Genomic DNA, 20,696 nt, shown 5'->3' with positions numbered 1-20,696 from the left:
GGCCGTACTGGCCCTGGCCCGCCGACGAGTGAACGTTCTGTGGGCACTTCTGCGTGACGGACGGTGCTATCAGCTCACACCACCGGTCACCGCTGCGGCTTGACAACAGCATTAGGAAGCGACCTCCAGGGTCGGAACGATCGTCCATCACCCCTTCTTCGCCGTAACGGCGTATCGCTTTCCGGATGGGCGAAGCGCTCTGGAGCCTGCGGGGGAGCCGTTCGTCCAGTGGCCCGTGGCGGCCGTCCCTCCGCCCCGGCCGTGGGCGCGGCGTCAAGAAGGCGCTCGTCACGGGAGCCACGGCCTTCGGCATGAGCCTCTGCCTGACCGCCTGTTCGCCCACCGCGGCACCTGCCTCCCCGGTCCGCGCCACCGCCACCGCGCCGGATCACGCACCGGTCCTGACCGCCGCTGCCTTTCAGCATCCGCCCGCGAGCGTGCGGCCCAAGTACCGGTGGTGGGTGCCGCTCGCCGACACCGAAGACGGCGAACTGCGCACGGAGGTCGGGCAGATCGCGGCGTCGGGCGCCGGGGCTTGGAGGTGGCCCCGTTCGGCGTTCCCGGAGCCGGGTTGACGGTGGACCAGAACAAGGGCCCGCACTACCCCCCGACGGTGCCCACGGTCAAAGACGTCAACGACCCGGCGGCCGCGCAGCGGCTCGTGTACGGATCGGCGCTGGTCAAGGCGGGAACGTTCGTCCAAGGAACGCTGCCCGCGCCCGGCTCCGGCGTGCCCGCCGGAGCGAGGACGACACTCGTCGCCGTGGTGGCCGCGAAGCGCGCCGAAGACTCCTGCCCTTCGGCCGAGGGCGGGGCGCGGAAGCTGGATCGCTCCACCGTCACCGATCTGACCGAGAAGGCGAAGAACAGCGCCTTTCCGCAGAGTCGTGGACGCCGGGCGGCGGGCAGGACAAGACCACCGGGACCACGCTTCCCGCGACCGAGGTGACCGCACGTGCGGACGGCAGCCTGGAACGAGATCACAGCCCGTCCGGAGCTCGGCCACGCCTCCGGCGTCGGCACCTACACCACCGCCGTCGCGATGCCCGCCGACTGGAACGAGCGCAACGGCGGCTACCTCTACCTCGGCGGCCTGCTGCGCCCCGGCTCCAACACCGTCAAGGCCAGCGGAGGCGCGACCTACCGCCCCCGACCAGCGGACTGGGCTGCTGGGACCCGTCGTACTGACCGTTCAGGCGGTCGTTCCGGCATCGGCGAGCAGCGTGCTGCCGGTCATGAACGCCGACAGGTCGGACGCGCAGAACAGGGCGACCCGCGCGATGTCGTCCGGGGAGCGCATCCGGCCGATCGGGCCGGTCAGCATGAGGTCGGCCGGCGGGGCATCTCCCGGCGCGATGCCCGCGGCGGTGGCGACCGAAGCGAGGCCCGTGCTCAAGGCGCGCAACTCGGTCGTGGCCGGGGACCGTGATCTGCTTGATCGGAGGGGTGGCGCGTCCGGCAGGGGACGCCGGGCGGCAAGTCCACCTGAGTTGGCTCCCTTTCGGCCGTCAGGGGCGGCTGACGTGGGTGGATGGATTACCTCCGGCGTAATCGTCGGCATGATCCCGGCCCGATAGCGTCGGGGACGTGACGACGATGACGACGGCGTTGAGCGACGTGAGACCTATCGGAGAGCAGCTGCGCGCATGGCGGCAGCGGCGGAGGCTGAGCCAGCTGGAGTTGGCGTCGGAGGCGGACGTGTCGACCCGGCACCTGAGCTTCGTGGAGACGGGACGGTCGGCCCCGAGCCGGGAGATGGTGCTGCGGCTCGCCGAGCACCTCGACGTCCCGCTGCGCGACCGGAACCTGCTGCTGGTCGCGGCCGGGTACGCGCCGGTGTTCGACGAGACGCCGATCGAGGAACCGCGGATGGACACCGTCCGCGCGGCGCTGCGGCAGGTGCTCGACGGCCACGAGCCGTACCCGGCCGTGGTGGTGGACCGCTTCTGGAACCTGATCGACGCCAATTCGGCGGCGCAGTTGTTCATGGAGGGCGCGCCTCCGGAGCTGCTGCAGCCGCCGCTGAACGTGCTACGGCTCAGCATGCATCCCGACGGGATGGCCAAGAACATCCTCAACCTGGCGGAGTGGCGCGCCCACATGATCGACCGGGTGCGGCGCCATGTCGCGCTCACCGCCGACGCCGCGCTGACGCAGCTGTACCAGGAGCTGCGCGCGTTCCCGGGGGACGTGGGGGAGGCGATGGCCCCGCCGGCGGACCACGACGTCTTCGTGCCGCTGCGGATGCGGATCGACGGCCGGGAGCTGTCCTTCTTCAGCACCATCGCGACGTTCGGGACGCCCGTGGACATCACCGTCGCCGAGCTGGCGATCGAGTCCTTCTATCCGGCGGACGAGGCGACCACCGCGTTCCTGCGCGAGCGCGCCGGCTGGTGAGCCCCTGTCCCGGGGCGGGGCCCCGGGACAGCCCGCTCATTCCTCGGCTTTCAGCAGGTCGTGGTGGACGTGCTCCAGCGGCATCCCGAGCCCCTGGAGCGCGGCGACCGTCCTGCGCACCATCGGGACGGGGCCGGCGATGTAGGCGTCGCGGTCGTCCCAGCCGCCGTCCCAGCCGTCCAGGTCGGCCAGGACGTCGGCGGGCGTGCCGCGCAGGCCGCGGAAGTCCGGCTCGTCCGACAGGACGGGCAGCACCCGCGCCCACGGGTACGCCGACTCCAGCAGGCGCAGGTCGGCGAGGTCGTACAGGTCGCGTTCGGTGCGGGCGCCGACCAGCAGCCGGACGTCGCGCCGGCGGCCGGCCGCGACGGCCTGCTCGGCCAGCGCCTTGACGGGGGCGAGGCCGGTGCCGCCGGCGACGAGCAGCAGGTCGCGCCGGGAGTGCGGGTCGAGGACCATGGTGCCCGTGGCGGGCCCGAGCAGGAGGGTGTCGCCCGTCCCGGTGGCGCGCACCAGCGCGCCGCTCACCCAGCCGCCGGGCCGGGCCCGCACGTGCAGCCGGAGCCGGCCGTCCGAGCGGGGGGCGTTGGCGATGGAGTAGGGCCGCCAGACGCGCGGCCAGCGCGAGGTCTGCACCGTCACGTACTGGCCGGGGGTGAACGGCAGCGGGCGCTCCGGGCTGAGCGTGAGCACGGCGAGGTCGTCGGCGCGGCGGTCGTGCTCGACGACCTCGGCCGCCCACCAGGGCGGGGCGCCGGCGGCGTCGCGCTCGGCCGCCGCGATCATCGTCGCGGCGGCGGACCGGTAGGCGTCGGTCCACGCCTGCTCGGCGCGCGGGCTCCACATGTCGCGTGCGAAGAGCCTCAGGGTGGCGAGGAGGGCGTCCTCGACCGCGGAGTAGTGCTCGGCCGTCACCCCGTACCGGCGGTGGTCGCGGCCGAGACGTGCCAGGTAGGAGGCCAGGTCCTCGGGGTTGTCCTGGCTCCAGACGATGCGGGTGAGCGCGTGGAAGAAGTGCTCGCGCTGGGCGTCCAGCGCGATCGGGAACAGCGCGCGCAGCCGCGGTTCGGTGGCGAAAAGGCGGCCGTAGAAATAGCTCATGGCCTTGTCGGCGCGGGATTCGAGGCGGGTGAAGCTCTCCTTGAGCATTCGCGGTTCCGTTGACATGGCAAGCACGCCCCCTCGGCGGGTGGTGACCGGGACCGGCGGCGATTCGGCGCCTTCGGCGCTCCGCGGTGCCCGGCTCGGTGAGATTCTCGCACTGAAATTCCCAGGTCCTCAAGGTGGCGACGTCCAGATGCTCCTTGATGTCACGGTATGTAATCGTTTTTCAATTCCCGGTGACCACGGTAACGACGACAAATAGGGCAAATACCGCTCGGTACCGTGCGGGGCCGGGAAGATCGGTCACATTGGTGCTCGTTCCTGAAACGCCGATGTTCGCGGACGGGCCGGTTCGGGTCGCGAGCCGCCGCCACGGGATCGGGGCGACCGGGCCGGTGGACGGATTCGCACCCCGGTAGAAGATTTGCCGATTCGGTGGTGGATGTTCTCCGGGCCGGGGGAGCGCCCCCGGCGGCCTTCCGGGCGGGGCTTCCCGCGCCCGCGACCAAGATCGTCCAGGTCGAAGGCCCGAACCGGGTTCGGCGCATCGGCCTGCGGGGATCGGGGACGTGCGGCAAGCTTTGCGGAGAAAGGCCGGGGGCGGGACGGTCCGTGGGGGCGGGCGATGCGCCATGATGTGCACGCAACAGTGGTGAATCACCAGATATCGGTAGCCGATCCGTGGCCAGTGCTCAGCAGAGGGGAATCCACGCATGTCAGAGGCGATCCGAGGGGCTCCGGGCTCCGCCGCAGGAGGAGGCGCGCCGCCGCTCATCGGCATCACCACCTACGAGGAGCCGGCCCGCTGGGGCGTCTGGGTGCGCGAGGCCGCGCTGCTCCCGGCGTCGTACGTGCGCTCGGTCGAACGGGCCGGCGGCGTCCCCGTCATGATCCCGCCGACCGGCAGCCTGCGCGGGCTCGCCGCGCTGGTCTCCCGGCTGGACGGGCTCGTCCTCGCGGGCGGCGGCGACCTCGACCCGGACCTGTACGGCGCCGAACGGCACGCCGAGACCGGGCCGCCGCAGCCGCAGCGCGACCGGTTCGAGCTCGCGCTGGCGCGGGCGGCGGTGGACGCCGACCTGCCGTTCCTGGCGATCTGCCGGGGCATGCAGGTGCTCAACGTGGCGCGCGGGGGCGCGCTCGTCCAGCACCTGCCGGAGGCCGTGGGGCACAGGGCGCACGCGCCCGAGGTCGGGAAGATCGGTACGCACCGGGTGCAGATCAGCGCGACCAGCGCCGTCGGCAAGATCCTCGGTGACGTCGCGGACGTGCCCACCTACCACCACCAGGCGGTCAGCCGCCTCGGCAAGGGCCTGTCGGCCGTGGCCTGGGCGGACGACCAGGTCGTCGAGGCCGTCGAGCTGCAGGGCCACCGGTTCGGCCTGGGCGTGCAGTGGCACCCCGAGGACGGCGACGACAAGCGGCTGTTCGAGGCGCTGGTGGCCGAGGCCGCCGGGCGCTGACCGGGGATTGATCCCCGCGCACCGGGGAAGGCGAAGCGGTAGGTTCCGCGCACATCGCCCCCCGGAGGTCGCCGCATGCCCTTGCATCCGCAGACCGTGAGCTTCTTGGAGACGCTGTCCGCCTGGACGGCGCCGCCGGAGGGCGCGCCGCCGGTCGAGGAGGACGCGGGGCCCGCGATCGAGGAGATGCGGCGCAGGATCGGCGAGGCGTTCCCCGTCGACCGGCGCGAGCTCCCGCACGTCGAGGACCTCGCCGTCCGGGGGCCGGGCGGTCCCGTCACGGTGCGGCTGTACCGTCCCGAGCCGGTCGAGCGCGGCCCGCTGCCCGCGCTGGTCTACCTGCACGGCGGGGGCTGGGTGCTCGGCGGAGTCGACAACGTGGACGCCGCGTGCCGCGACCTGGCGGCCGGCGCCGGATGCGCGGTGCTGAACGTCGGCTACCGGCTCGCCCCGGAGAACCCGTTCCCGGCGGCGGTGGACGACGCCTGGGCGGTCGTGGCGGCCGTCGCCCGCGAACCGGCCCGCTACGGGGTGGCGCCGGGCGCGCTCGCCGTGGGCGGCGACAGCGCGGGCGGGAACCTGGCCGCCGCCGTCGCGCTGCTCGCCCGCGACCGCGGCCTGCCCCTGGCCCACCAGCTGCTCGTCTACCCGGTGACGGACACCGCGATGGACACGCCGAGCTGGCGCCGGTACGGCACCGGGTACGGGCTGGACGCCGCGACCCTCGCCCGGTTCATGGACCTCTACCGCGACGGCGCCGACCCCGCCGATCCCCGGCTGGCGCCGCTGCGCGCCCCCGACCTCGCCGGCGCCGCGCCCGCGACCGTCATCACCGCCGAGTACGACATCCTGCGCGACGAGGGCGAGGCGTACGCGCGGCGCCTCGCGGCGGCCGGCGTGCCGGTGGAGGCGCGCCGCTTCGACGGCGTCGTGCACTCGTTCTTCCTGCTGCCGGAGATCTTCGACGCCGGCGCCGAGGCGATGCGGTTCGCTGTGCGACGATTGCGCGCGGCATTCGGCGATCAAGCGGCGGAGGGCAGTGCGGCATGAGCGACGCGGACGGGGTGTACGGGAAGTACGAGCGGCTGAAGATCGACTGGGCGGCGGACGGCGTGCTGCGCGTCACGATGAGCGCGCCGGGCCGGCTGAACGCCCTCGACACGGTCGGCCACCGGGAGCTGGCGGAGATCTGGCGGGACGCCGACGCCGACGACGCGGTCCGCGCGGTCGTGGTGCGCGGCGAGGGGACGGCGTTCTCCGCGGGCGGCGACATGTCCATGATCGAGGAGATGATGGACGACCACGCGTCGCGGCGGCGCATCATGCGCGAGGCCCGCGACATCGTGATGAACGTGCTGAACTGTGCGAAGCCGGTGGTCAGCGCGATCCAGGGCCCCGCGGTCGGGGCGGGGCTGGCGGTCGCGATGCTGTCGGACATCTCCGTCGCGGGCCGCACCGCGAAGATCATCGATGGGCACGTCCGGCTCGGCGTCGCCGCGGGCGACCACTCCGCGATCATCTGGCCGCTGCTGTGCGGGATGGCCAAGGCGAAGTACTTCCTGCTGCTGAACGAGGTGCTCACCGGCGAGGAGGCGGAGCGGATCGGCCTGGTCTCGCTGTGCGTCGACGACGACGAGGTGCACGAGCGCGCGCTGGACATCGCCGGCCGGCTCGCCGCCGGGCCCGCCGAGGCGATCTCGTTCACCAAGCACGCGCTGAACAACTGGCTGCGGCTGGCCGGCCCGACGTTCGACGCGTCCCTGGCCATGGAGTTCTTCGGCTTCACCGGCCCGGACGTGCGGGAGGGCGTCGCGGCGATCCGGGAGAAGCGCCCGCCGCGCTTCGGCTGAGCACCGCCCGCCGGCGGCGCGCCCCCGGGGTCAGGAGAAGCGCCTGGCGAGGGCGTCGAGGCCGGTGGCGTAGATGGCGGTGGACAGCGTCTTGCCCATCGCCTCCTCGTCGCCGGCGTCGGCGGAGAACTCGCCCCACCATTCGACGAACGCCTGGCCGGTGCCGGTCACGGGCGCCACGCGCAGGTGGCCGTGGGCGCCGCGGATGGGCAGCGGCGCCTCGAGGACCTGGTACCAGTAGGTCCGCTCGGCGTCGTCCAGCCCGGCCAGCCGCTCGCGGAACACCGAGTCCCCGGGGCCGATGACGCGGCGGACGCAGCCGACCCGGTCGGCGGGCCCGCCGTCCTCGATCAGGCTGGTCTCCGGGCCCGGCATCCAGTCGGCGATGTTCCCGAAGTCGCGCAGGTAGGCCCAGACCTCGTCGGCGGGGGCGTTGAGCACGGCGCTGGCGTACGACCTGGGCATCGGTTCTCCTCGGGCGGGGGGTGGATGCTGCCCTCATGCTGGCGCGGCGGCGTGATCATGGCAACGGGCCGGCGCGGCCGGATCTTGACCGGCCGAACCGGGTTCGGGAGGATCGGGGCATGCTCCTCGGCGACCTCGCCCATCGCGGCGCCGCGCTGTGGCCCGGCCGGACGGCGTTCGCCTGGGAGGGGCGCGCCCGCACCTACCGCGAGCTGCACGCCCGCGTCGAGCGCTGGGCCGGGCTGCTCGCCGCCGGCGGCGTGCGCGCGGGCGACCGGATCGCGCTGCTGAGCGTGAACGTCCCGGAGGCGATCGAGACCGCGTTCGCGGCGTCGCTGATCGGCGCGGTCGTGGTGCCGCTGAACGTCCGGCTGGCCCCGGCGGAGATCCGCTTCCAGGTCGAGGACGCGGCGGCGCGGCACGCGGTCGTCCACCCGGCGCTCGAGGACCTCGCCCGGGCGTCCGGGCTGCTCGACCTGACGCACTGGACGGTCGGCCCCGGCCTCGACCGGGCCCTGGACGGGGCGCCGCCGCACGACCTGCCGCGCCCGGCCCCGGACGCGCCGATCATCCAGCTCTACACGTCCGGCACCACCGGACGGCCGAAGGGCTGCCTGCTCACCAACCAGGGCTGGGTCGCCGCCACCGCCAACGCGGTGCACGCGTTCGGCATCACCGGCGCGGACCGCCTGCTCGGCGCGCTGCCGCTGTTCCACGTCGCGGGGTACGGCGCCGCGCTCGGCCACCTGGCGGCCGGCGGGACGGTGGTGTTCCCGGCGGGCGCGTCGCCCGACGTGCTCTGGCCGCTCGTCGCCGAGCACGGCGTCACGGTCGCGATCTTCCCCACGGGCACGGGACGGGCGCTGCGGCATCCCGCCGCCGCGCCCGGGACGCTGCGGCTGGTGTTCGGGATGGCCGGCACCGAGCGCGCCGGGACGCTGGAGGCGCTCCGCGGCCTCGGCATCGGCTACCGCGGCGTCTACGGCTCGACCGAGGCGGGCAACTTCGTCACGGTCACCACCCTGGACGACGAGCTGGAGCGCCCCGGCACCGTCGGCCTGCCGCTGCCGCCGTTCGACCTCGCGCTGGACGGCGCGGACGGGCCCGGCGAGGTCGGCGAGCTCCTGCTGCGCGGCGCGAGCGTGATGGCGGGGTACGCGGGGCTTCCCGACCCGATGGACGGCGGATGGCTGCGCACCGGCGACCTGATGCGCCGCGACGCCGACGGGTATTTCCACTTCGTCGACCGCGCCAAGGACATGGTCCGCAGCGGTGGCGAGAACGTGTACTCCGCCGAGGTCGAGCAGGTGCTCGTCCGGCACCCGGGCGTGCTGGACGCCGCGGTGGTCGGCGTGCCGGACGCCCGGTGGGGCGAGGCGGTCAAGGCGCTCGTCGTCGTCCGCGCCGGGACGACGCCCGCCGACCTGGACGCGCACTGCCGCGCCCTGCTCGGCGGGTTCAAGCGGCCCCGCTGGTACGAGTTCGTCGAGGCGCTGCCGCGCAACCACTCCGGCAAGATCCTCAAGCGCGACCTGCGGGCCGCGCACGATCCGGAGCGCTCCGTCCGCCTCGCCGAAGGCGGCTAGAAACTCGTTCGCTCGCGGCGAGCCGTCGTCATGGGCCGGCTCATGGCGACGGCTCGCCGCGGGCCTGCGGTCAGTAGGAGCGGGGGAGGCCCAGTTCGTGCTGGGCGATGTGGGCGAGGACCAGTTCCTCGGCCACCGGGATGTTCTTGGCGATGCGGGCGTCGCGGAACATCCGGGCGACCGGGTACTCCAGCGAGTAGGCCATGCCGCCGTGGGTCTGGAAGGCGCGGTCGGCGGCCTGCCAGGCGGCGTCGGCGGCGGTGAGCTTGGCGATGTTGGCCTCGGACCCGCAGGGGCGGCCCCGGTCCCACAGCCACGCCGCCTTGTAGGTCATCAGCCGGGCCAGCTCCAGCTGCGCCTTGATCCGCGCGAGCGGGAACGCGATGCCCTGGTTCGACCCGATCGGCCGGCCGAACGGCGCCCGGTCGGTGGCGTAGTCGCAGGCGATCTTCAGCACCAGGCCGCCGGACCCGACGCCGCCCGCGGCGGCGAGGATCCGCTCGGGGTTGAGGATGTCCCACAGCACGGCGAAGCCCTGGTCGACCTCGCCGAGGACGCGGTCGGCGGGGACGCGCACGCCGTCGAGGAACACCATGCTGGACGCGACGGTGTTGGTGCCGAGCTTGGGGATCGGCCGGTAGGTCAGCGTGCCGTCGGCGACTGCCTGCTTGACGTCCACCAGCAGGACGGTGAAGCCGGACGTCCGGGGCTTCGCCTCGGCGGCCGGGATCGTCCGGGTGACCAGCACCAGGTGGTCGGCGCGCTCCACCCCGGAGATCCAGATCTTCTGGCCGTTCACCACGAACCCGTCGCCGTCGCGGCGGGCCTGCGTGGTGATGTTCATCGCGTTGCTGCCCGCGTCCGGCTCGGTGATCGCGAAGCAGGTCTCGATCTCGCCCGCCGCGATCCCCGGCAGGAACGCGCGCTTCTGCTCCTCGGTGCCGTGTCGGGCGATGGTGAGCCCGCCGAACGCGGGCGTGAGCAGGTACATGAACGACGCGGCGCCGCCCGCGCCGCCCTCGGCGAGCGCCTCCAGCGCCACCGCCAGCTCCAGCAGGCCCTGGCCCGCGCCGCCGTACTCCTCGGGGATCGCCAGGCTGTGCCAGCCGCCCTGGACCAGCTCCCGCCAGACCTCCTCCGGCCACCGCTTGTCGGCGTCGCAGCGGCTCCAGTACTCCTGGTCGTACTTCCCGGCGATCGCCAGCACGCCCTCGCGCACCGCGGCCGCGTTCTCCGGCAGATCGAAGTCCACCCGCGCCTCCTCGACTCTCGTGCGGGCTCCACCGTAGCCGATGGAGTAAGTGAGCACTGACGCAGGTCCCCGCCGTCATTGAAGCGCGGATCTCCGGGTAGTCAACGGCGGTCGAGGTCTTACGCGCGGCAGGGGGGTCACGGGATGCGACCAGGCGACAGGTGGACGCTGGCGGGCGCGCGGTGGAGCCGCGGGGGCGGGGACGGCGCGTTCACGGTGACCGATCCGGCGACCGGCGAAACGGTGGGGGAGGTGCCCGTCGGCACGGCCGTGGACGTGGCGGCCGCGGTGGCCGCCGCGACGCGGGCGGGCCCCGGCTGGGCCGCGACCGCGCCCGCCGCGCGCGGCGCCGCCCTGCACGCCGCCGCGAGCGCGGTCGAGCGGTATGCCGACGACCTGGCGGCGCTGGTCACCGCGGAGATGGGCAAGCCGGCGGACGACGCGCTCGGCGGCGTCCAGGCCGGCATCGGGACACTGCGCCAGTACGCCGAGCTGGGGCCGCTCCACGGGGGCCGGAGCCTGCAGGGCGGCTGGAGCGCCGCCGACTTCATGGCCCGCGAACCGCTCGGGCTCGTCGCGGTCGTCACGCCGTGGAACGACCCCGTCGCCATCGCCTGCGGCCTCATCGGCGCGGCCGTGGTCACCGGCAACACCGTCGTGCACAAGCCGTCCGAGCGGACGCCGCACACCGGGGCGCTGCTCACCGAACTGCTCGCCGAGGCCCTGCCGGCCGGCGTCGTGAACATGGTCAGCGGCGACGGGACGACCGGCGAGGCGCTCGCGAGCCACCCGGACCTCGACGCGATCGCGCACGTCGGCTCCACCCGCACGGGCCGCCGCGTCGCCGAACTGGCCGCCGCGAGCGGCGCGAGGACGCTGCTGGAGAACGGCGGCGCCGACCCGCTGATCGTCGACGCGGGCGTCGACCCCGCCTGGGCCGCGGAGCAGGCCGCCACCGGCTGCTTCGCCAACGCCGGCCAGATCTGCACCTCGGTCGAGCGGATCTACGTGCACGGAGCGGTCGCCAAGGACTTCGTCGCGGCGCTGACCGCCCGCGCGCAAGCGCTGCGGACCGGCCCGGGCGACGACCCCTCGACCGAGCTCGGCCCGCTGGTGGACGAGCGGCACCGCGCCCAGGTGCACGAGCAGGTCGAGAAGGCCGTCGCGGACGGCGCCCGGCTGCGCGCCGGCGGCCGGATCCCGGACGGGCCCGGCTGCTTCTACCCGGCGACCGTCCTGGACTACTGCACCGACCAGATGGCGGTCATGGCGGAGGAGACGTTCGGGCCCGTCGCGCCCGTCCGCGCCGTCGCCTCGTTCGAGGAGGCCCTGGACAGGGCGAACCGGTCCCGCTACGGCCTCGCCGCGACCGTCCTCACCCGTGACATGGCGCACGCACAGCGCGCCTGGCGCACCCTGAAGGCCGGCACCGTGAAGATCAACGCGGTGTTCGGCGGCGCCCCCGGCGGCGCCGCCACCCCGCGCCGGGCCAGCGGCCGGGGCTTCGGCTACGGCCCCGAACTGCTGGACGAGATGACCGCCGTGAAGGTCGTCCACCTGCAGACCGACGTCCCCGGAGGCGTCACCCCTTGACGGTCAGCAGCGGGCGCAGTTCCGCGACGGGCGTCGCGACGCCGCCGCCGCGCAGGCTCGCCACCACCGGCCCGATGTCCTTGTAGGCCCACGGCGCCTCCTGCTTGAGGTCGCGGCGCCACGCGGCCATCACGTCCGACCGCCGTGCGACCATCGGATCGCGGTGGTCCAGCGGCGTCACGACGCGGAACTCGCGCAGGAACGCGTCGAGCTCCGCGTCGTTCCCGCGCGCCGACGCACCGCGCGGAACCCGGCGTCCCGCGCCGTGGCAGGCGCTGGCGAGGGTGCGCGGGTCGCCGTGCCCGCGCAGCACGAAACTCGCGGCGCCCATCGACCCCGGGACGATCACCGGCTCGCCCCACATCGCGTACGGGCCGCCCGCCATCGCCTCGTGCCCGGCCGCGGGCGTGGCGCCCTTGCGGTGCACCACCCGCTCCCCGTCCTGCCAGAACAGGTTGTGCGGCGCGTCGTACAGCAGCCGCGCGTCCGCGCCGCCGCACTCCGCCGCGAGCCCGGCGCGCATCGTCAGCGACAGGAAGAACCGGTTCCCGGACGCGAAGTTGGCGGCGTTGCCGAACGCGTCCAGGTACCGGCGCCGTGCGCGTGCGGACCGCTCGTCGAGCAGGAACGGCAGGATCCCGTTCGCCGGGCGGGGAAGGCCGCCGGGCCAGCCGGCGCGCAGCGCGTCCAGGGCCGTCGCGTTCGCCTGATGGCCCAGGGACAGCGAGCCGCTGTGCACCATCGTCACGACCGTTCCGGGCGCAAGCCCCCACGCGTGCGCCGCCGCCGCGTCGTGCACTTGCGACACGTACTGGAGTTCGGCGAAGTGGTTGCCGCCGCCTATCCCGCCGATGACGCTATCGTGGCTGGCGCCGCCCGCGCTGCCGATCCAGTCGGCGAACGCCTCGGCCGTCCCCACCGGAAGAGCGGGCGCGTGCATGCGGTCTAGGGCGTCGTCGGCGTCCTCGGGCCGCACGCCCTGCCACGGCGTGCCGCCAGCGAGCAGCAGGCCGGGCAGCCCGTCCCGCAGCAGCGCCTCCCGCTGGACGGGGGTGAGCGCGATCCGACGGCCGCCCTCGAAGAACAGGTGCCGCAGCCGCCGCTCCAGCGCGCCGAGCCTCGGCCGGACGCGGTCGGCGTCCAGGGACGTGACCTCCAGCCGCATCCCGCAGTTGACGTCGTTGCCGACCGCCTGCGGCAGCAGCGCGTGCTCGGTCTCCAGCACCGTGCCGATCGGGATCCCGGCGCCCTTGTGGAAGTCGGGGGTGAGGGCGACGCGGGCGATGCGCGGCTCTGGGCCGTCATAGCCGGGCGTGGACCCGGCGAGGCGTTCCAGGGTGCGGGCGGTCTCCAGGAGCGCGAGCGCCTCGTCGACGGCCGCGTGTTCGAGCGGGACGTCGTCCCCGGCGCAGATCTCGACGGGGACGCCGTACGGGTTGGGGAGGTGGAGCCAGTGGTCGCCGGTGCGGACGAGCCGCCGGTCCTGACGTGCGGGCATAGGGGGATCCTTCGGGCTGCCGGAAGGCGCGCGACGGCGCGCGCAGGGAAGAGGGCCGTTCGCGCGGAAGGGCGCGACGGCCGGGGGAGCGGGACGGAGGGCCCGCTCGTTCCTCGGGTTCAGCAGCCGCGAGGCGGTTACGACCGTACCGCGCGGTCCTCCGCCGGGCCACCGGTTTTCCCGTAGGCCCCGATGTAGCTCGTCACCATCCGGGCGACGAAGTGCGCGACCTGCTCCGGCGGGCCGGACGGCAGCATGATGTGGCTCATCGTCAGCCGGACCGCCGCGTCGGCGATCTCCACGAGCGCGTCGCGGTCCACGCCCGGCCACTGGCGCAGCGCGTGCTCGGCGAGCCGGGAGCTGGCGGTGAACAGCACCGGCTCGGCCCGCGTGGTCAGCAGCGGCAGCATGTCGTCGCCGTCCGCGCCGGTCAGCACGGCCTTCTTCAGCTGGTCGTCGGCGGACATCTCCAGCGTGAACAGCACCGCCGCGACCACCGCCGAGTACAGGTCCTCGTGCTCGGACAGGACCTGGTCGATCCCGTCGAGGTAGCGGTCGTTGTCGCGCACCACCACCGCCTGCGCGAGGCCCCACTTGTCGCCGAACTCGTTGTAGACGGTCTGCCGGCTCACCCCTGCCGCGGCGGCGACGTCCTGCATGCGCACCGCCCGGTAGCCGCGCTCGACGAGGAGCGCGGCGGCGGCGTCCAGCAGGCATTCGCGCACCGGACGTTCCGCGCTGCTCATGAGTCGTCCTTCCGGCCGGCGGTCACCCCGTCATTATCCTTGTCCGGTGACGGAAATGGACTACCGGGCGCTCAACCGCGCGCTGTGGGACGAACGGGTCGCCATCCACGTCGCCAGCGACTTCTACGACGTCGCCGGCTTCCGCGCGGGCGGGACGGCGTTGCGCGACTTCGAGATCGCCGAGGTCGGCGACGTGGCGGGCCGCCGCTTCCACCCGTTCGCCGACATGCTCGACGACGCGGAGGGCACCACCGTCGCCTACGACTACTTCGACACCTCGCCGCAGGTCTGGGACGAGCCCGGCACCTACACCGACGGCGACCAGGACTCCCGCAACACCCGGTCGGTGCAGTTCCACCACGGGATCGGCGAGGTCGTCAGCGCCCTCGCCGCCGCCGGGCTCCGCGTCGACTTCCTGCACGAGCACGACCACACGCTGTTCCGGCGCTTCACGTCCCTGGAGCGCGACGGCGCGATCTACCGGCTGCCGGCGGGCCGCCCGCGCGTCCCGTTGATGTACTCCCTGCGTGCCACCCGTCCCGCCGACGGCTGAACCGGGGGCGCGGGCGGGGCGGCCGGCTCGCCGCCCGCGTCGAGCAGGTGCGCGAGGGGCAGCGTCGCCGCGCCCACCGCGACGGCCTCCGGGCCGAGGTGGCACGGCTCGACGGAGGTCTGCGCGAACGGCTGCCGCAGCGCGTACCGGGCGGTGGCGTCCACGATCCGGTCGAGCATCCGGCCGCCGAGCAGCAGCCCCGCCCACCCGCCGATGATGATCTTCTCGGGGCTGAACAGGTTGACCAGGTCCGCGACGCCCGCGCCGAGGTGCTCGGCGACGTCGGCGCGCAGCTCCGCCGCGGCCGGCGACGGATCGTCCAGCAGCCCGGCGAGCGCGGTCTCCTCGTCGGCGCCGGCGGGCCCGCCCGCGGCGCGGTAGCGCTCCAGCAGCGCCGCGGCGCCCACGTAGGCCTCCAGGCAGCCGAGCGACCCGCACCGGCACGGCACGCCGCCGACCCGCGACGTCGTGTGCCCCCACTCGCCGGCGCTGCCCGCCGCGCCCCGGTAGGGCGAGCCGTCGATCATCACCGCGGAGCCGACGCCCGACCCGATGAGCGCGACCACCGCGTTGCGGTGCCCCCGCCCGGCGCCGAACCACATCTCCGCCTGGCCGAGCGCGGTCGCGCCGTTGTCGACGAACAGCGGCAGGCCGGTGCCCTCCCGGAGCATCCGCTCCAGCGGCACCCCGTCCCAGCCGATCGTCTGGCAGTGCACCACCGCCTCGGTGCCGCCCTCGGCCGCGCGGTGCTCGACGACGCCCGGGACGCCGACCCCGACGCCGATGATGGTGGACGGGTCGACCGAGGCGCGCCCGATGACGTCGGCCAGCCCCGCCAGGATGTGCCGCGCCACGGCGCGGTCGTCGTGCCCGCCGTCGCCGAGCGGCAGGTCGGCCTTGGCGAGCTGGGTGAGGTCGAGGTCGAACAGCTCGACCATCACCCGCGTCTCGCCGACGTCCACGCCGACCAGATGGCCGAAACCGGCCGCGACCTTCAGCAGCACCCGCGGCCGGCCGCCGTCGGACTCCACGCTGCCGGCCTCCGCGACCAGGCCCGCCTCGATCAGCTCGCCGACGACGTTGCTGACCGACGCGGGGCTGAGCCCGGTCTCGCGCGCCAGGTCCTGGCGGCTGAGCGGGCCGTCGAAGTAGAGCCTGCGCAGCAGCACCGAGCGGTTGGTGCGGCGCAGATCGCGCACGGTCCTGCGGCGCCGGTCCGGCATCGGGCCCCCTTTCGCCGCGGCTCGGCGGCCGCGTCCCCCGGAAGGTTCTCAGGTCTTGACCCCGGAATTATGTCACTGCTTAGATCACGCCGTGAAATAAGGTGTGACGTAACTCTCCCGAGTGACGCACCCCACTCCTACGCGGAAGGCCGAGCCGATGCGCCACCCCACCTCACCGGCGTCCGGACACAGCGCGACATCCTCCGGGGAACACCCGCCCGCCACCGCACCGACCTCCCGTCCCGGCCGGCGCGCGCACCGGCCGCGCCGCGCCGCGACGGCCCTCACCGCGGGGGCCGCCGGACTCCTGCTGGCCGCGACCGCCTGCGGCGGCGGGACGACCTCCGGCGGCGGGGGCGGCTCGTCGAAGACGCTGACCTACTGGGCCAGCAACCAGGGCACCGACATCGCGGCGGACCAGCGCGTCCTCGGCCCCGAGCTGGCCAAGTTCGAGAAGCAGACCGGGATCAAGGTCAAGCTCGAGGTCGTCCCGTGGACGGACCTGCTCAACCGCATCCTCGCCGCCACCACCTCCGGGCAGGGCCCGGACGTCCTCAACATCGGCAACACCTGGTCGGCGTCCCTGCAGGCGACCGGCGGGCTGCTGCCGTTCGACGCCAAGACGATCGCCGAGGTCGGCGGGGCCCAGCGGTTCGTGCCCGCGGCGCTCGCCAGCGCCGGCGCCAAGGGCAAGGACCCGGCGGCCGTGCCGCTCTACTCCCTCGCCTACGGCCTCTACTACAACAAGAAGATGTTCGCCGACGCCAAGCTCGACCCGCCGAAGACCTGGCAGGAGATGGTCGACGACGGGCACCGGCTGACCAAGGGGAACGTGCACGGCATCGCGGTCGAGGGCGCGAGCATCCCCGAGAACGTGCACGCCGCGTTCAACATCGGCCAGATGTACGGCGCCGACTTCTTCACCGCCGACGGCAAGCCGCAGTTCGCCACCCCGCAGGCCGTCGCGGCGATCAAGTCCTATGTCGGGCTGCTCGGCACCGAGAAGATCGCCGCGCCGGGCAACGCCGAGTACTCGGCCAACCAGTCCCTCAACGACTTCGCCACCGGCAAGGCGGCGATGCTCATGTGGCAGGCGACCACCAGCGGCTTCACCAACCTCGGCATGAAGCCCGGCGAGTGGGGCGTGGTCCCGATCCCGGCGCCGTCGCCCCTGCCGCCCGGCGGCCGCCCCATCACCTCCATGGTCGCCGGCATCAACATCGCGGTCTTCAAGAACACCGGGAACCGCGGCGGCGCCCTGAAGTTCGTCAAGTTCATGACCAGCGACGACGAGCAGAAGATCCTCAACAAGGCGTACGGGTCGCTGCCGTCGGTCACCGCCGCGCAGAACGACCCCGCCTTCGACACCGCCGACCTCAAGGTGTTCAAGGACATCCTCGCCTCGCACGCCGCGCCGCTGCCGCAGGTGCCCGCCGAGAGCCAGTTCGAGACCGCCGTCGGCACCGCGATGAAGGAGCTGTTCGCCGACGCGGCCGCGGGCCGCGCCGTCACCGACGGCGAGATCAAGTCGAAGCTGGAAGCGGCCCAGCAGCAGATGGGCAAGTGACCGGCCGATGACCTCCGCCGACGTCACGCCCGAAGCGGCACGGGCGGGCGGCGCGGCGGGCGGCCGGCGAGGGCGCCCTGGCGGTGCGGGGGCCGCCGGGGGCCCGCCGGCCGCCCGCGCCCGCCGGCCGCGCGGCCGGTTCCGGGTCCCGCCCCGCCTGCTGCCCTACCTGCTGCTCGCGCCCGCCGTGGCCGCCGAGCTGATCGTCCACGTCGTGCCGATCGCGGTCGGCGTGTGGATGAGCTTCCGCGACCTCACGCTGTTCTACATCCGCGACTGGGCGAAGGCGCCCGGCAAGGGCCTCGGCAACTACCGGATCGCCGTCGACTTCGACGCCGCCATCGGCCGGGACCTGCTGGGCTCGTTCCTGGTCACCGTCGCCGTCACCGTCCTCGCCGTCGGGCTGTCCTGGCTGCTCGGGACGGCCGCCGCGATCCTGATGCAGGAACGGTTCCGGGGGCGCGGCCTGCTGCGCGCGGCCTTCCTCGTCCCGTACGCGCTGCCCGTCTACGCGGCTGTCATGACCTGGGGCTTCCTGTTCCAGCGCGACACCGGGATGGTCGACCACGTGCTGGTCGACCAGCTGCACCTCACCGGCGGCGACCGGCCGTTCTGGCTGATCGGCGGGAACAGCTTCTGGGCGCTGCTCACCGTCATCGTGTGGCGGTCCTGGCCGTTCGCGTTCCTGGTGCTGATGGCCGGGCTGCAGAACGTGCCGCGCGACCTGTACGAGGCGTCCGCGCTCGACGGCGCGGGCGTCTGGCGGCAGATCCGGCACATCACGCTGCCCGCGCTCCGGCCCGTCAACCAGGTGCTCGTCCTGGTGCTGTTCCTGTGGACGTTCAACGACTTCAACACGCCGTTCGTGCTGTTCGGCAAGGCGGCGCCGGACGGCGGGGACCTGATCTCGCTGCACATCTACCAGACCTCGTTCATCACCTGGAACTTCGGCACGGGCTCGGCGATGTCGGTGCTGCTCCTGCTCTTCCTGCTGCTGGTCACGGCGGTCTACCTGATCGCCACGTCGCGACGGAGGACCGCCCGTGCCTGAGACCGCCGCCCCCGCCCGCGTCCCCGCGAGGAGGCGCCGCGCGCCCACCGACCCGCCCGCGTCCTTCCTCTGGACGCGCCGGATCGTGCTGACGCTGCTGGCCGTGTTCACCCTCGTCCCGGTCTACGCGATGATCAGCTCGTCGCTGAAGCCGCTGAAGGACGTCCAGGGCGCGTTCCACTGGCTGCCCTCGGAACCGACGCTCCGCCCCTATGTCGACATGTGGTCGACGGTGCCGCTGGCCCGCTACTTCGCCAACAGCGTCATCGTCGCGGTCGGCGCCACGGCGGCGTCGGTCGTCATCGCGGTCGGCGCCGCGTACGCGGTGAGCCGGTACCGGTTCGCCGGCCGCCGGGTGTTCACCGTCACGGTGCTGTCCACGCAGATGTTCCCCGGGATCCTGTTCCTGCTCCCGCTGTTCCTGATCTTCGTGAACGTGGGCAACGCGACCGGGATCGCGCTGTACGGCAGCCGCGGCGCGCTCATCCTCACCTACCTGACGTTCTCGCTGCCGTTCTCGATCTGGATGCTCGCCGGGTACTTCGAGTCGATCCCGCGCGAACTGGACGAGGCGGCGCGGGTGGACGGCTGCGGACCCGTCGGCGCGCTGCTGCGGGTGATCGTGCCCGCGTCGCTGCCCGGGATCGTCGCGGTGACCGTCTACGCCTTCATGACCGCCTGGGGCGAGGTGCTGTTCGCCTCGGTGATGACCAACGACCGGACCCGGACGCTGTCGATCGGCCTGCAGGGCTACTCGACGCAGCACGAGGTCTACTGGAACCAGGTGATGGCCGCCTCCCTCGTGGTGAGCGTCCCCGTCGTCGCCGGGTTCCTGCTGCTGCAGCGGTTCCTGGTGACCGGACTGACCGCCGGCGCCGTCAAGTGACCGCCCGCTTCCCCGCCGCCCCGGCCTCGCGCCCCACCCCAGAGGGAGACCTGTGCCCATCGACGACCTGACCGCGTTCGGACCCGACTTCGCGTGGGGCGCGGCGACCTCGGCCTACCAGGTCGAGGGCGCCGCCCGCGAGGACGGCCGCGCCCCGTCCATCTGGGACGTGTTCTGCCGCGTCCCGGGCGCGGTCGCCGGCCGCGACACCGGCGACGAAGCCTGCGACCACTACCACCGCTGGCGCGAGGACGTCGCGCTGATGGCGTCCCTCGGGCTCGGCGCCTACCGGTTCTCCATCGCCTGGCCGCGCGTCCTGCCGGACGGCGCCGGACCGGTGAACCCGGCCGGGCTCGCCTTCTACGACCGGCTCGTGGACGCGCTGCTGGAGGCGGGCATCGAACCGCACCCGACGCTCTACCACTGGGACCTCCCGCAGGCGCTGCAGGACCGCGGCGGCTGGCCGGCCCGCGACACCGCCGAGCGCTTCGCCGAGTACGCCTCGGTGGTCGCCGGGGCGCTCGGCGACCGGGTGGCGTCCTGGGCGACGCTGAACGAGCCGGTCTGCGCGGCGTGGCTCGGGCACCTCAAGGGCGTGATGGCGCCCGGCGTCGCCGACGTGCGCCGGGCGGTGCCCGCCTCGTACCACCTGCTGCTGGCGCACGGCCTCGGCGTGCAGGCGATCCGCGCCGCGGTGCCGGACGCCCGCGTCGGGATCGTCAACCTGCTCACCGACTGCGAGCCCGGCGGCGACCGGGACGAGGACGCGGCGGCGGCACGGCGCGAGGACGGCCACCACAACCGCTGGTGGCTCGACCCGATCCACGGGCGCGGCCTGCCCGCCGACATGATCGAGGTGTACGGGGTCGAGCCGCCGGTGCGGAGCGGTGACCTGGAGGCGATCGCGGCGCCACTGGACTGGCTGGGCGTCAACTACTACCGCCGCTCGGTCAACGTCGCCGACCCGGACGGCCCGCCGCCGCACGCCCGGCAGATCACCCCGTCCGGGACGCCGCGCACCGGCATGGACTGGGAGATCCACCCGGACCGGCTGGAGAGGATCCTCGTCCGCGTCACCGAGGAGTACGCGCCGCGCAGCCTCATGGTCACCGAGAACGGGTCGGCGTACACCGACACGGTGACCGGCGACGGCGCCGTCCACGATCCCGAGCGGACCGCCTACCTGGAGGCGCACCTGGCGGCCTGCGCGTCCGCGATCCGCAAGGGCGTCCCGCTGGACGGCTACTTCGCCTGGTCGCTGCTCGACAACTTCGAATGGGCGTACGGGTACGCGCAGCGGTTCGGGCTCGTCCACGTCGACTTCGGGACGCAGAAGCGGACCGTCAAGGACAGCGGGCACCGCTACGCCGACATCATCCGCGCGCACCGCGGCCTGTCCGCCGGGACGGTCGCGACCGGCCGCTGACCGTCCGGGCCGGGGCCCTTCGCCGCATGGGGGTCC

General features: G+C 73.8%; 20 protein-coding genes. 13 read left to right on the top strand and 7 right to left on the bottom strand.

Going from position 1 to position 20,696, the window contains the following annotated elements; genetic code table 11:
* Positions 1 to 185: 185 nt before the first annotated feature.
* Entirely contained in the window at positions 186 to 575 is a 390-nt protein-coding gene (locus tag amrb99_RS38570) for a hypothetical protein (protein ID WP_190865798.1), read from the top strand.
* A gap of 38 nt (positions 576 to 613) precedes the next feature.
* Entirely contained in the window at positions 614 to 949 is a 336-nt protein-coding gene (locus amrb99_RS38565) for a hypothetical protein (RefSeq protein ID WP_190865796.1), read from the top strand.
* A 243-nt stretch (positions 950 to 1,192) separates the two neighbouring features.
* Here the strand turns inward: amrb99_RS38565 and amrb99_RS51840 are convergent, their stop codons facing one another.
* Entirely contained in the window at positions 1,193 to 1,396 is a 204-nt protein-coding gene (locus amrb99_RS51840; RefSeq protein WP_241756330.1) for an SDR family oxidoreductase, read from the bottom strand.
* Positions 1,397 to 1,596: 200 nt separating this feature from the next.
* Here amrb99_RS51840 and amrb99_RS38555 point away from each other — a divergent pair, with 200 nt between their 5' ends.
* A complete protein-coding gene (locus amrb99_RS38555) occupies positions 1,597 to 2,397 on the top strand; it encodes a helix-turn-helix transcriptional regulator (RefSeq protein WP_190865804.1) in 801 nt (266 codons plus the stop codon).
* 36 nt (positions 2,398 to 2,433) lie between these two features.
* Here the strand turns inward: amrb99_RS38555 and amrb99_RS38550 are convergent, their stop codons facing one another.
* Entirely contained in the window at positions 2,434 to 3,546 is a 1,113-nt protein-coding gene (locus amrb99_RS38550; RefSeq protein ID WP_241756329.1) for a globin domain-containing protein, read from the bottom strand.
* Positions 3,547 to 4,214: 668 nt separating this feature from the next.
* Between amrb99_RS38550 and amrb99_RS38545 the strand changes: the two genes are divergently transcribed.
* From amrb99_RS38545 to amrb99_RS38535, 3 genes are all read left to right on the top strand, one after another.
* Positions 4,215 to 4,964, top strand: a complete 750-nt coding sequence (locus amrb99_RS38545; RefSeq protein WP_190865792.1) for a gamma-glutamyl-gamma-aminobutyrate hydrolase family protein — start codon at positions 4,215 to 4,217, stop codon at positions 4,962 to 4,964.
* 75 nt (positions 4,965 to 5,039) lie between these two features.
* Complete coding sequence (locus tag amrb99_RS38540) at positions 5,040 to 6,014, top strand: alpha/beta hydrolase (RefSeq protein ID WP_190865790.1); 975 nt, start codon at positions 5,040 to 5,042, stop codon at positions 6,012 to 6,014.
* A complete protein-coding gene (locus amrb99_RS38535; RefSeq protein ID WP_190865788.1) occupies positions 6,011 to 6,814 on the top strand; it encodes an enoyl-CoA hydratase/isomerase family protein in 804 nt (267 codons plus the stop codon). Before amrb99_RS38540 ends, amrb99_RS38535 begins: the two co-directional genes overlap by 4 nt.
* Before the next feature lie 30 nt (positions 6,815 to 6,844).
* Here the strand turns inward: amrb99_RS38535 and amrb99_RS38530 are convergent, their stop codons facing one another.
* The gene (locus amrb99_RS38530) at positions 6,845 to 7,279 is read right to left on the bottom strand and encodes an SRPBCC family protein (protein WP_190865786.1); all 435 of its coding nucleotides are present in this window, start codon (positions 7,277 to 7,279) and stop codon (positions 6,845 to 6,847) included.
* Positions 7,280 to 7,398: 119 nt separating this feature from the next.
* On the opposite strand from amrb99_RS38530, the gene amrb99_RS38525 reads away from it, so the two are divergent.
* A complete protein-coding gene (locus tag amrb99_RS38525) occupies positions 7,399 to 8,865 on the top strand; it encodes an AMP-binding protein (RefSeq protein WP_190865784.1) in 1,467 nt (488 codons plus the stop codon).
* 70 nt (positions 8,866 to 8,935) lie between these two features.
* On the opposite strand, the gene amrb99_RS38520 is transcribed toward amrb99_RS38525, so the two are convergent.
* Positions 8,936 to 10,117, bottom strand: coding sequence for an acyl-CoA dehydrogenase family protein (locus amrb99_RS38520; RefSeq protein ID WP_190865781.1), 1,182 nt, complete (start codon positions 10,115 to 10,117; stop codon positions 8,936 to 8,938).
* Positions 10,118 to 10,261: 144 nt separating this feature from the next.
* Between amrb99_RS38520 and amrb99_RS38515 the strand changes: the two genes are divergently transcribed.
* On the top strand, positions 10,262 to 11,710 hold the full coding sequence (locus amrb99_RS38515; protein WP_190865779.1) for an aldehyde dehydrogenase family protein: 1,449 nt from the start codon (positions 10,262 to 10,264) through the stop codon (positions 11,708 to 11,710).
* Here amrb99_RS38515 and amrb99_RS38510 read toward each other — a convergent pair.
* Positions 11,700 to 13,208: an RtcB family protein gene (locus tag amrb99_RS38510; RefSeq protein WP_190865777.1), complete on the bottom strand. Its 1,509-nt coding sequence runs from the start codon at positions 13,206 to 13,208 to the stop codon at positions 11,700 to 11,702. The genes amrb99_RS38515 and amrb99_RS38510 overlap by 11 nt on opposite strands.
* Before the next feature lie 137 nt (positions 13,209 to 13,345).
* Positions 13,346 to 13,954, bottom strand: a complete 609-nt coding sequence (locus amrb99_RS38505) for a TetR family transcriptional regulator (protein ID WP_190865775.1) — start codon at positions 13,952 to 13,954, stop codon at positions 13,346 to 13,348.
* Between the two features lie 55 nt (positions 13,955 to 14,009).
* Here amrb99_RS38505 and amrb99_RS38500 point away from each other — a divergent pair, with 55 nt between their 5' ends.
* Positions 14,010 to 14,507, top strand: a complete 498-nt coding sequence (locus amrb99_RS38500; RefSeq protein ID WP_190865802.1) for a hypothetical protein — start codon at positions 14,010 to 14,012, stop codon at positions 14,505 to 14,507.
* On the opposite strand, the gene amrb99_RS38495 is transcribed toward amrb99_RS38500, so the two are convergent.
* Positions 14,432 to 15,730 (bottom strand): ROK family transcriptional regulator, encoded by a 1,299-nt coding sequence (locus amrb99_RS38495; RefSeq protein ID WP_190865773.1) that lies wholly within the window; start codon positions 15,728 to 15,730, stop codon positions 14,432 to 14,434. The genes amrb99_RS38500 and amrb99_RS38495 overlap by 76 nt on opposite strands.
* A 157-nt stretch (positions 15,731 to 15,887) precedes the next feature.
* Between amrb99_RS38495 and amrb99_RS38490 the strand changes: the two genes are divergently transcribed.
* Genes amrb99_RS38490 through amrb99_RS38475 form a run of 4 tightly spaced genes read left to right on the top strand, consistent with a single transcriptional unit; the run spans position 15,888 to position 20,660 of the window.
* Complete coding sequence (locus amrb99_RS38490) at positions 15,888 to 17,297, top strand: sugar ABC transporter substrate-binding protein (protein ID WP_190865771.1); 1,410 nt, start codon at positions 15,888 to 15,890, stop codon at positions 17,295 to 17,297.
* Between the two features lie 7 nt (positions 17,298 to 17,304).
* Entirely contained in the window at positions 17,305 to 18,348 is a 1,044-nt protein-coding gene (locus amrb99_RS38485; RefSeq protein ID WP_190865769.1) for a sugar ABC transporter permease, read from the top strand.
* Positions 18,341 to 19,234 carry an ABC transporter permease subunit gene (locus tag amrb99_RS38480; RefSeq protein WP_190865767.1) on the top strand — a complete coding sequence of 298 codons (894 nt, stop codon included), beginning with the start codon at positions 18,341 to 18,343 and terminating at the stop codon, positions 19,232 to 19,234. Before amrb99_RS38485 ends, amrb99_RS38480 begins: the two co-directional genes overlap by 8 nt.
* A 52-nt stretch (positions 19,235 to 19,286) precedes the next feature.
* On the top strand, positions 19,287 to 20,660 hold the full coding sequence (locus tag amrb99_RS38475) for a GH1 family beta-glucosidase (protein WP_190865766.1): 1,374 nt from the start codon (positions 19,287 to 19,289) through the stop codon (positions 20,658 to 20,660).
* Positions 20,661 to 20,696 lie beyond the last annotated feature (36 nt).

The sequence above is a fragment of the Actinomadura sp. RB99 genome (assembly GCF_014706005.1).
GTDB lineage: Bacteria > Actinomycetota > Actinomycetes > Streptosporangiales > Streptosporangiaceae > Spirillospora.
The sequence above is the reverse complement of the archived record's forward strand: the minus strand, read 5'-3'. Positions and strand labels throughout refer to the sequence as shown.

Coding starts and splice junctions, on each gene's coding strand:
- amrb99_RS38510 (WP_190865777.1), bottom strand. CDS start 13,208: ATGCCCGCACGTCAGGACCGGCGGCTCGTCCGCACCGGCGACCACTGG.
- amrb99_RS38570 (WP_190865798.1), top strand. CDS start 186: ATGGGCGAAGCGCTCTGGAGCCTGCGGGGGAGCCGTTCGTCCAGTGGC.
- amrb99_RS38505 (WP_190865775.1), bottom strand. CDS start 13,954: ATGAGCAGCGCGGAACGTCCGGTGCGCGAATGCCTGCTGGACGCCGCC.
- amrb99_RS38515 (WP_190865779.1), top strand. CDS start 10,262: ATGCGACCAGGCGACAGGTGGACGCTGGCGGGCGCGCGGTGGAGCCGC.
- amrb99_RS38495 (WP_190865773.1), bottom strand. CDS start 15,730: ATGCCGGACCGGCGCCGCAGGACCGTGCGCGATCTGCGCCGCACCAAC.
- amrb99_RS38525 (WP_190865784.1), top strand. CDS start 7,399: ATGCTCCTCGGCGACCTCGCCCATCGCGGCGCCGCGCTGTGGCCCGGC.
- amrb99_RS38555 (WP_190865804.1), top strand. CDS start 1,597: ATGACGACGGCGTTGAGCGACGTGAGACCTATCGGAGAGCAGCTGCGC.
- amrb99_RS38530 (WP_190865786.1), bottom strand. CDS start 7,279: ATGCCCAGGTCGTACGCCAGCGCCGTGCTCAACGCCCCCGCCGACGAG.
- amrb99_RS38545 (WP_190865792.1), top strand. CDS start 4,215: ATGTCAGAGGCGATCCGAGGGGCTCCGGGCTCCGCCGCAGGAGGAGGC.
- amrb99_RS38535 (WP_190865788.1), top strand. CDS start 6,011: ATGAGCGACGCGGACGGGGTGTACGGGAAGTACGAGCGGCTGAAGATC.
- amrb99_RS38490 (WP_190865771.1), top strand. CDS start 15,888: ATGCGCCACCCCACCTCACCGGCGTCCGGACACAGCGCGACATCCTCC.
- amrb99_RS38550 (WP_241756329.1), bottom strand. CDS start 3,546: ATGCTCAAGGAGAGCTTCACCCGCCTCGAATCCCGCGCCGACAAGGCC.
- amrb99_RS38485 (WP_190865769.1), top strand. CDS start 17,305: ATGACCTCCGCCGACGTCACGCCCGAAGCGGCACGGGCGGGCGGCGCG.
- amrb99_RS38500 (WP_190865802.1), top strand. CDS start 14,010: ATGGACTACCGGGCGCTCAACCGCGCGCTGTGGGACGAACGGGTCGCC.
- amrb99_RS38540 (WP_190865790.1), top strand. CDS start 5,040: ATGCCCTTGCATCCGCAGACCGTGAGCTTCTTGGAGACGCTGTCCGCC.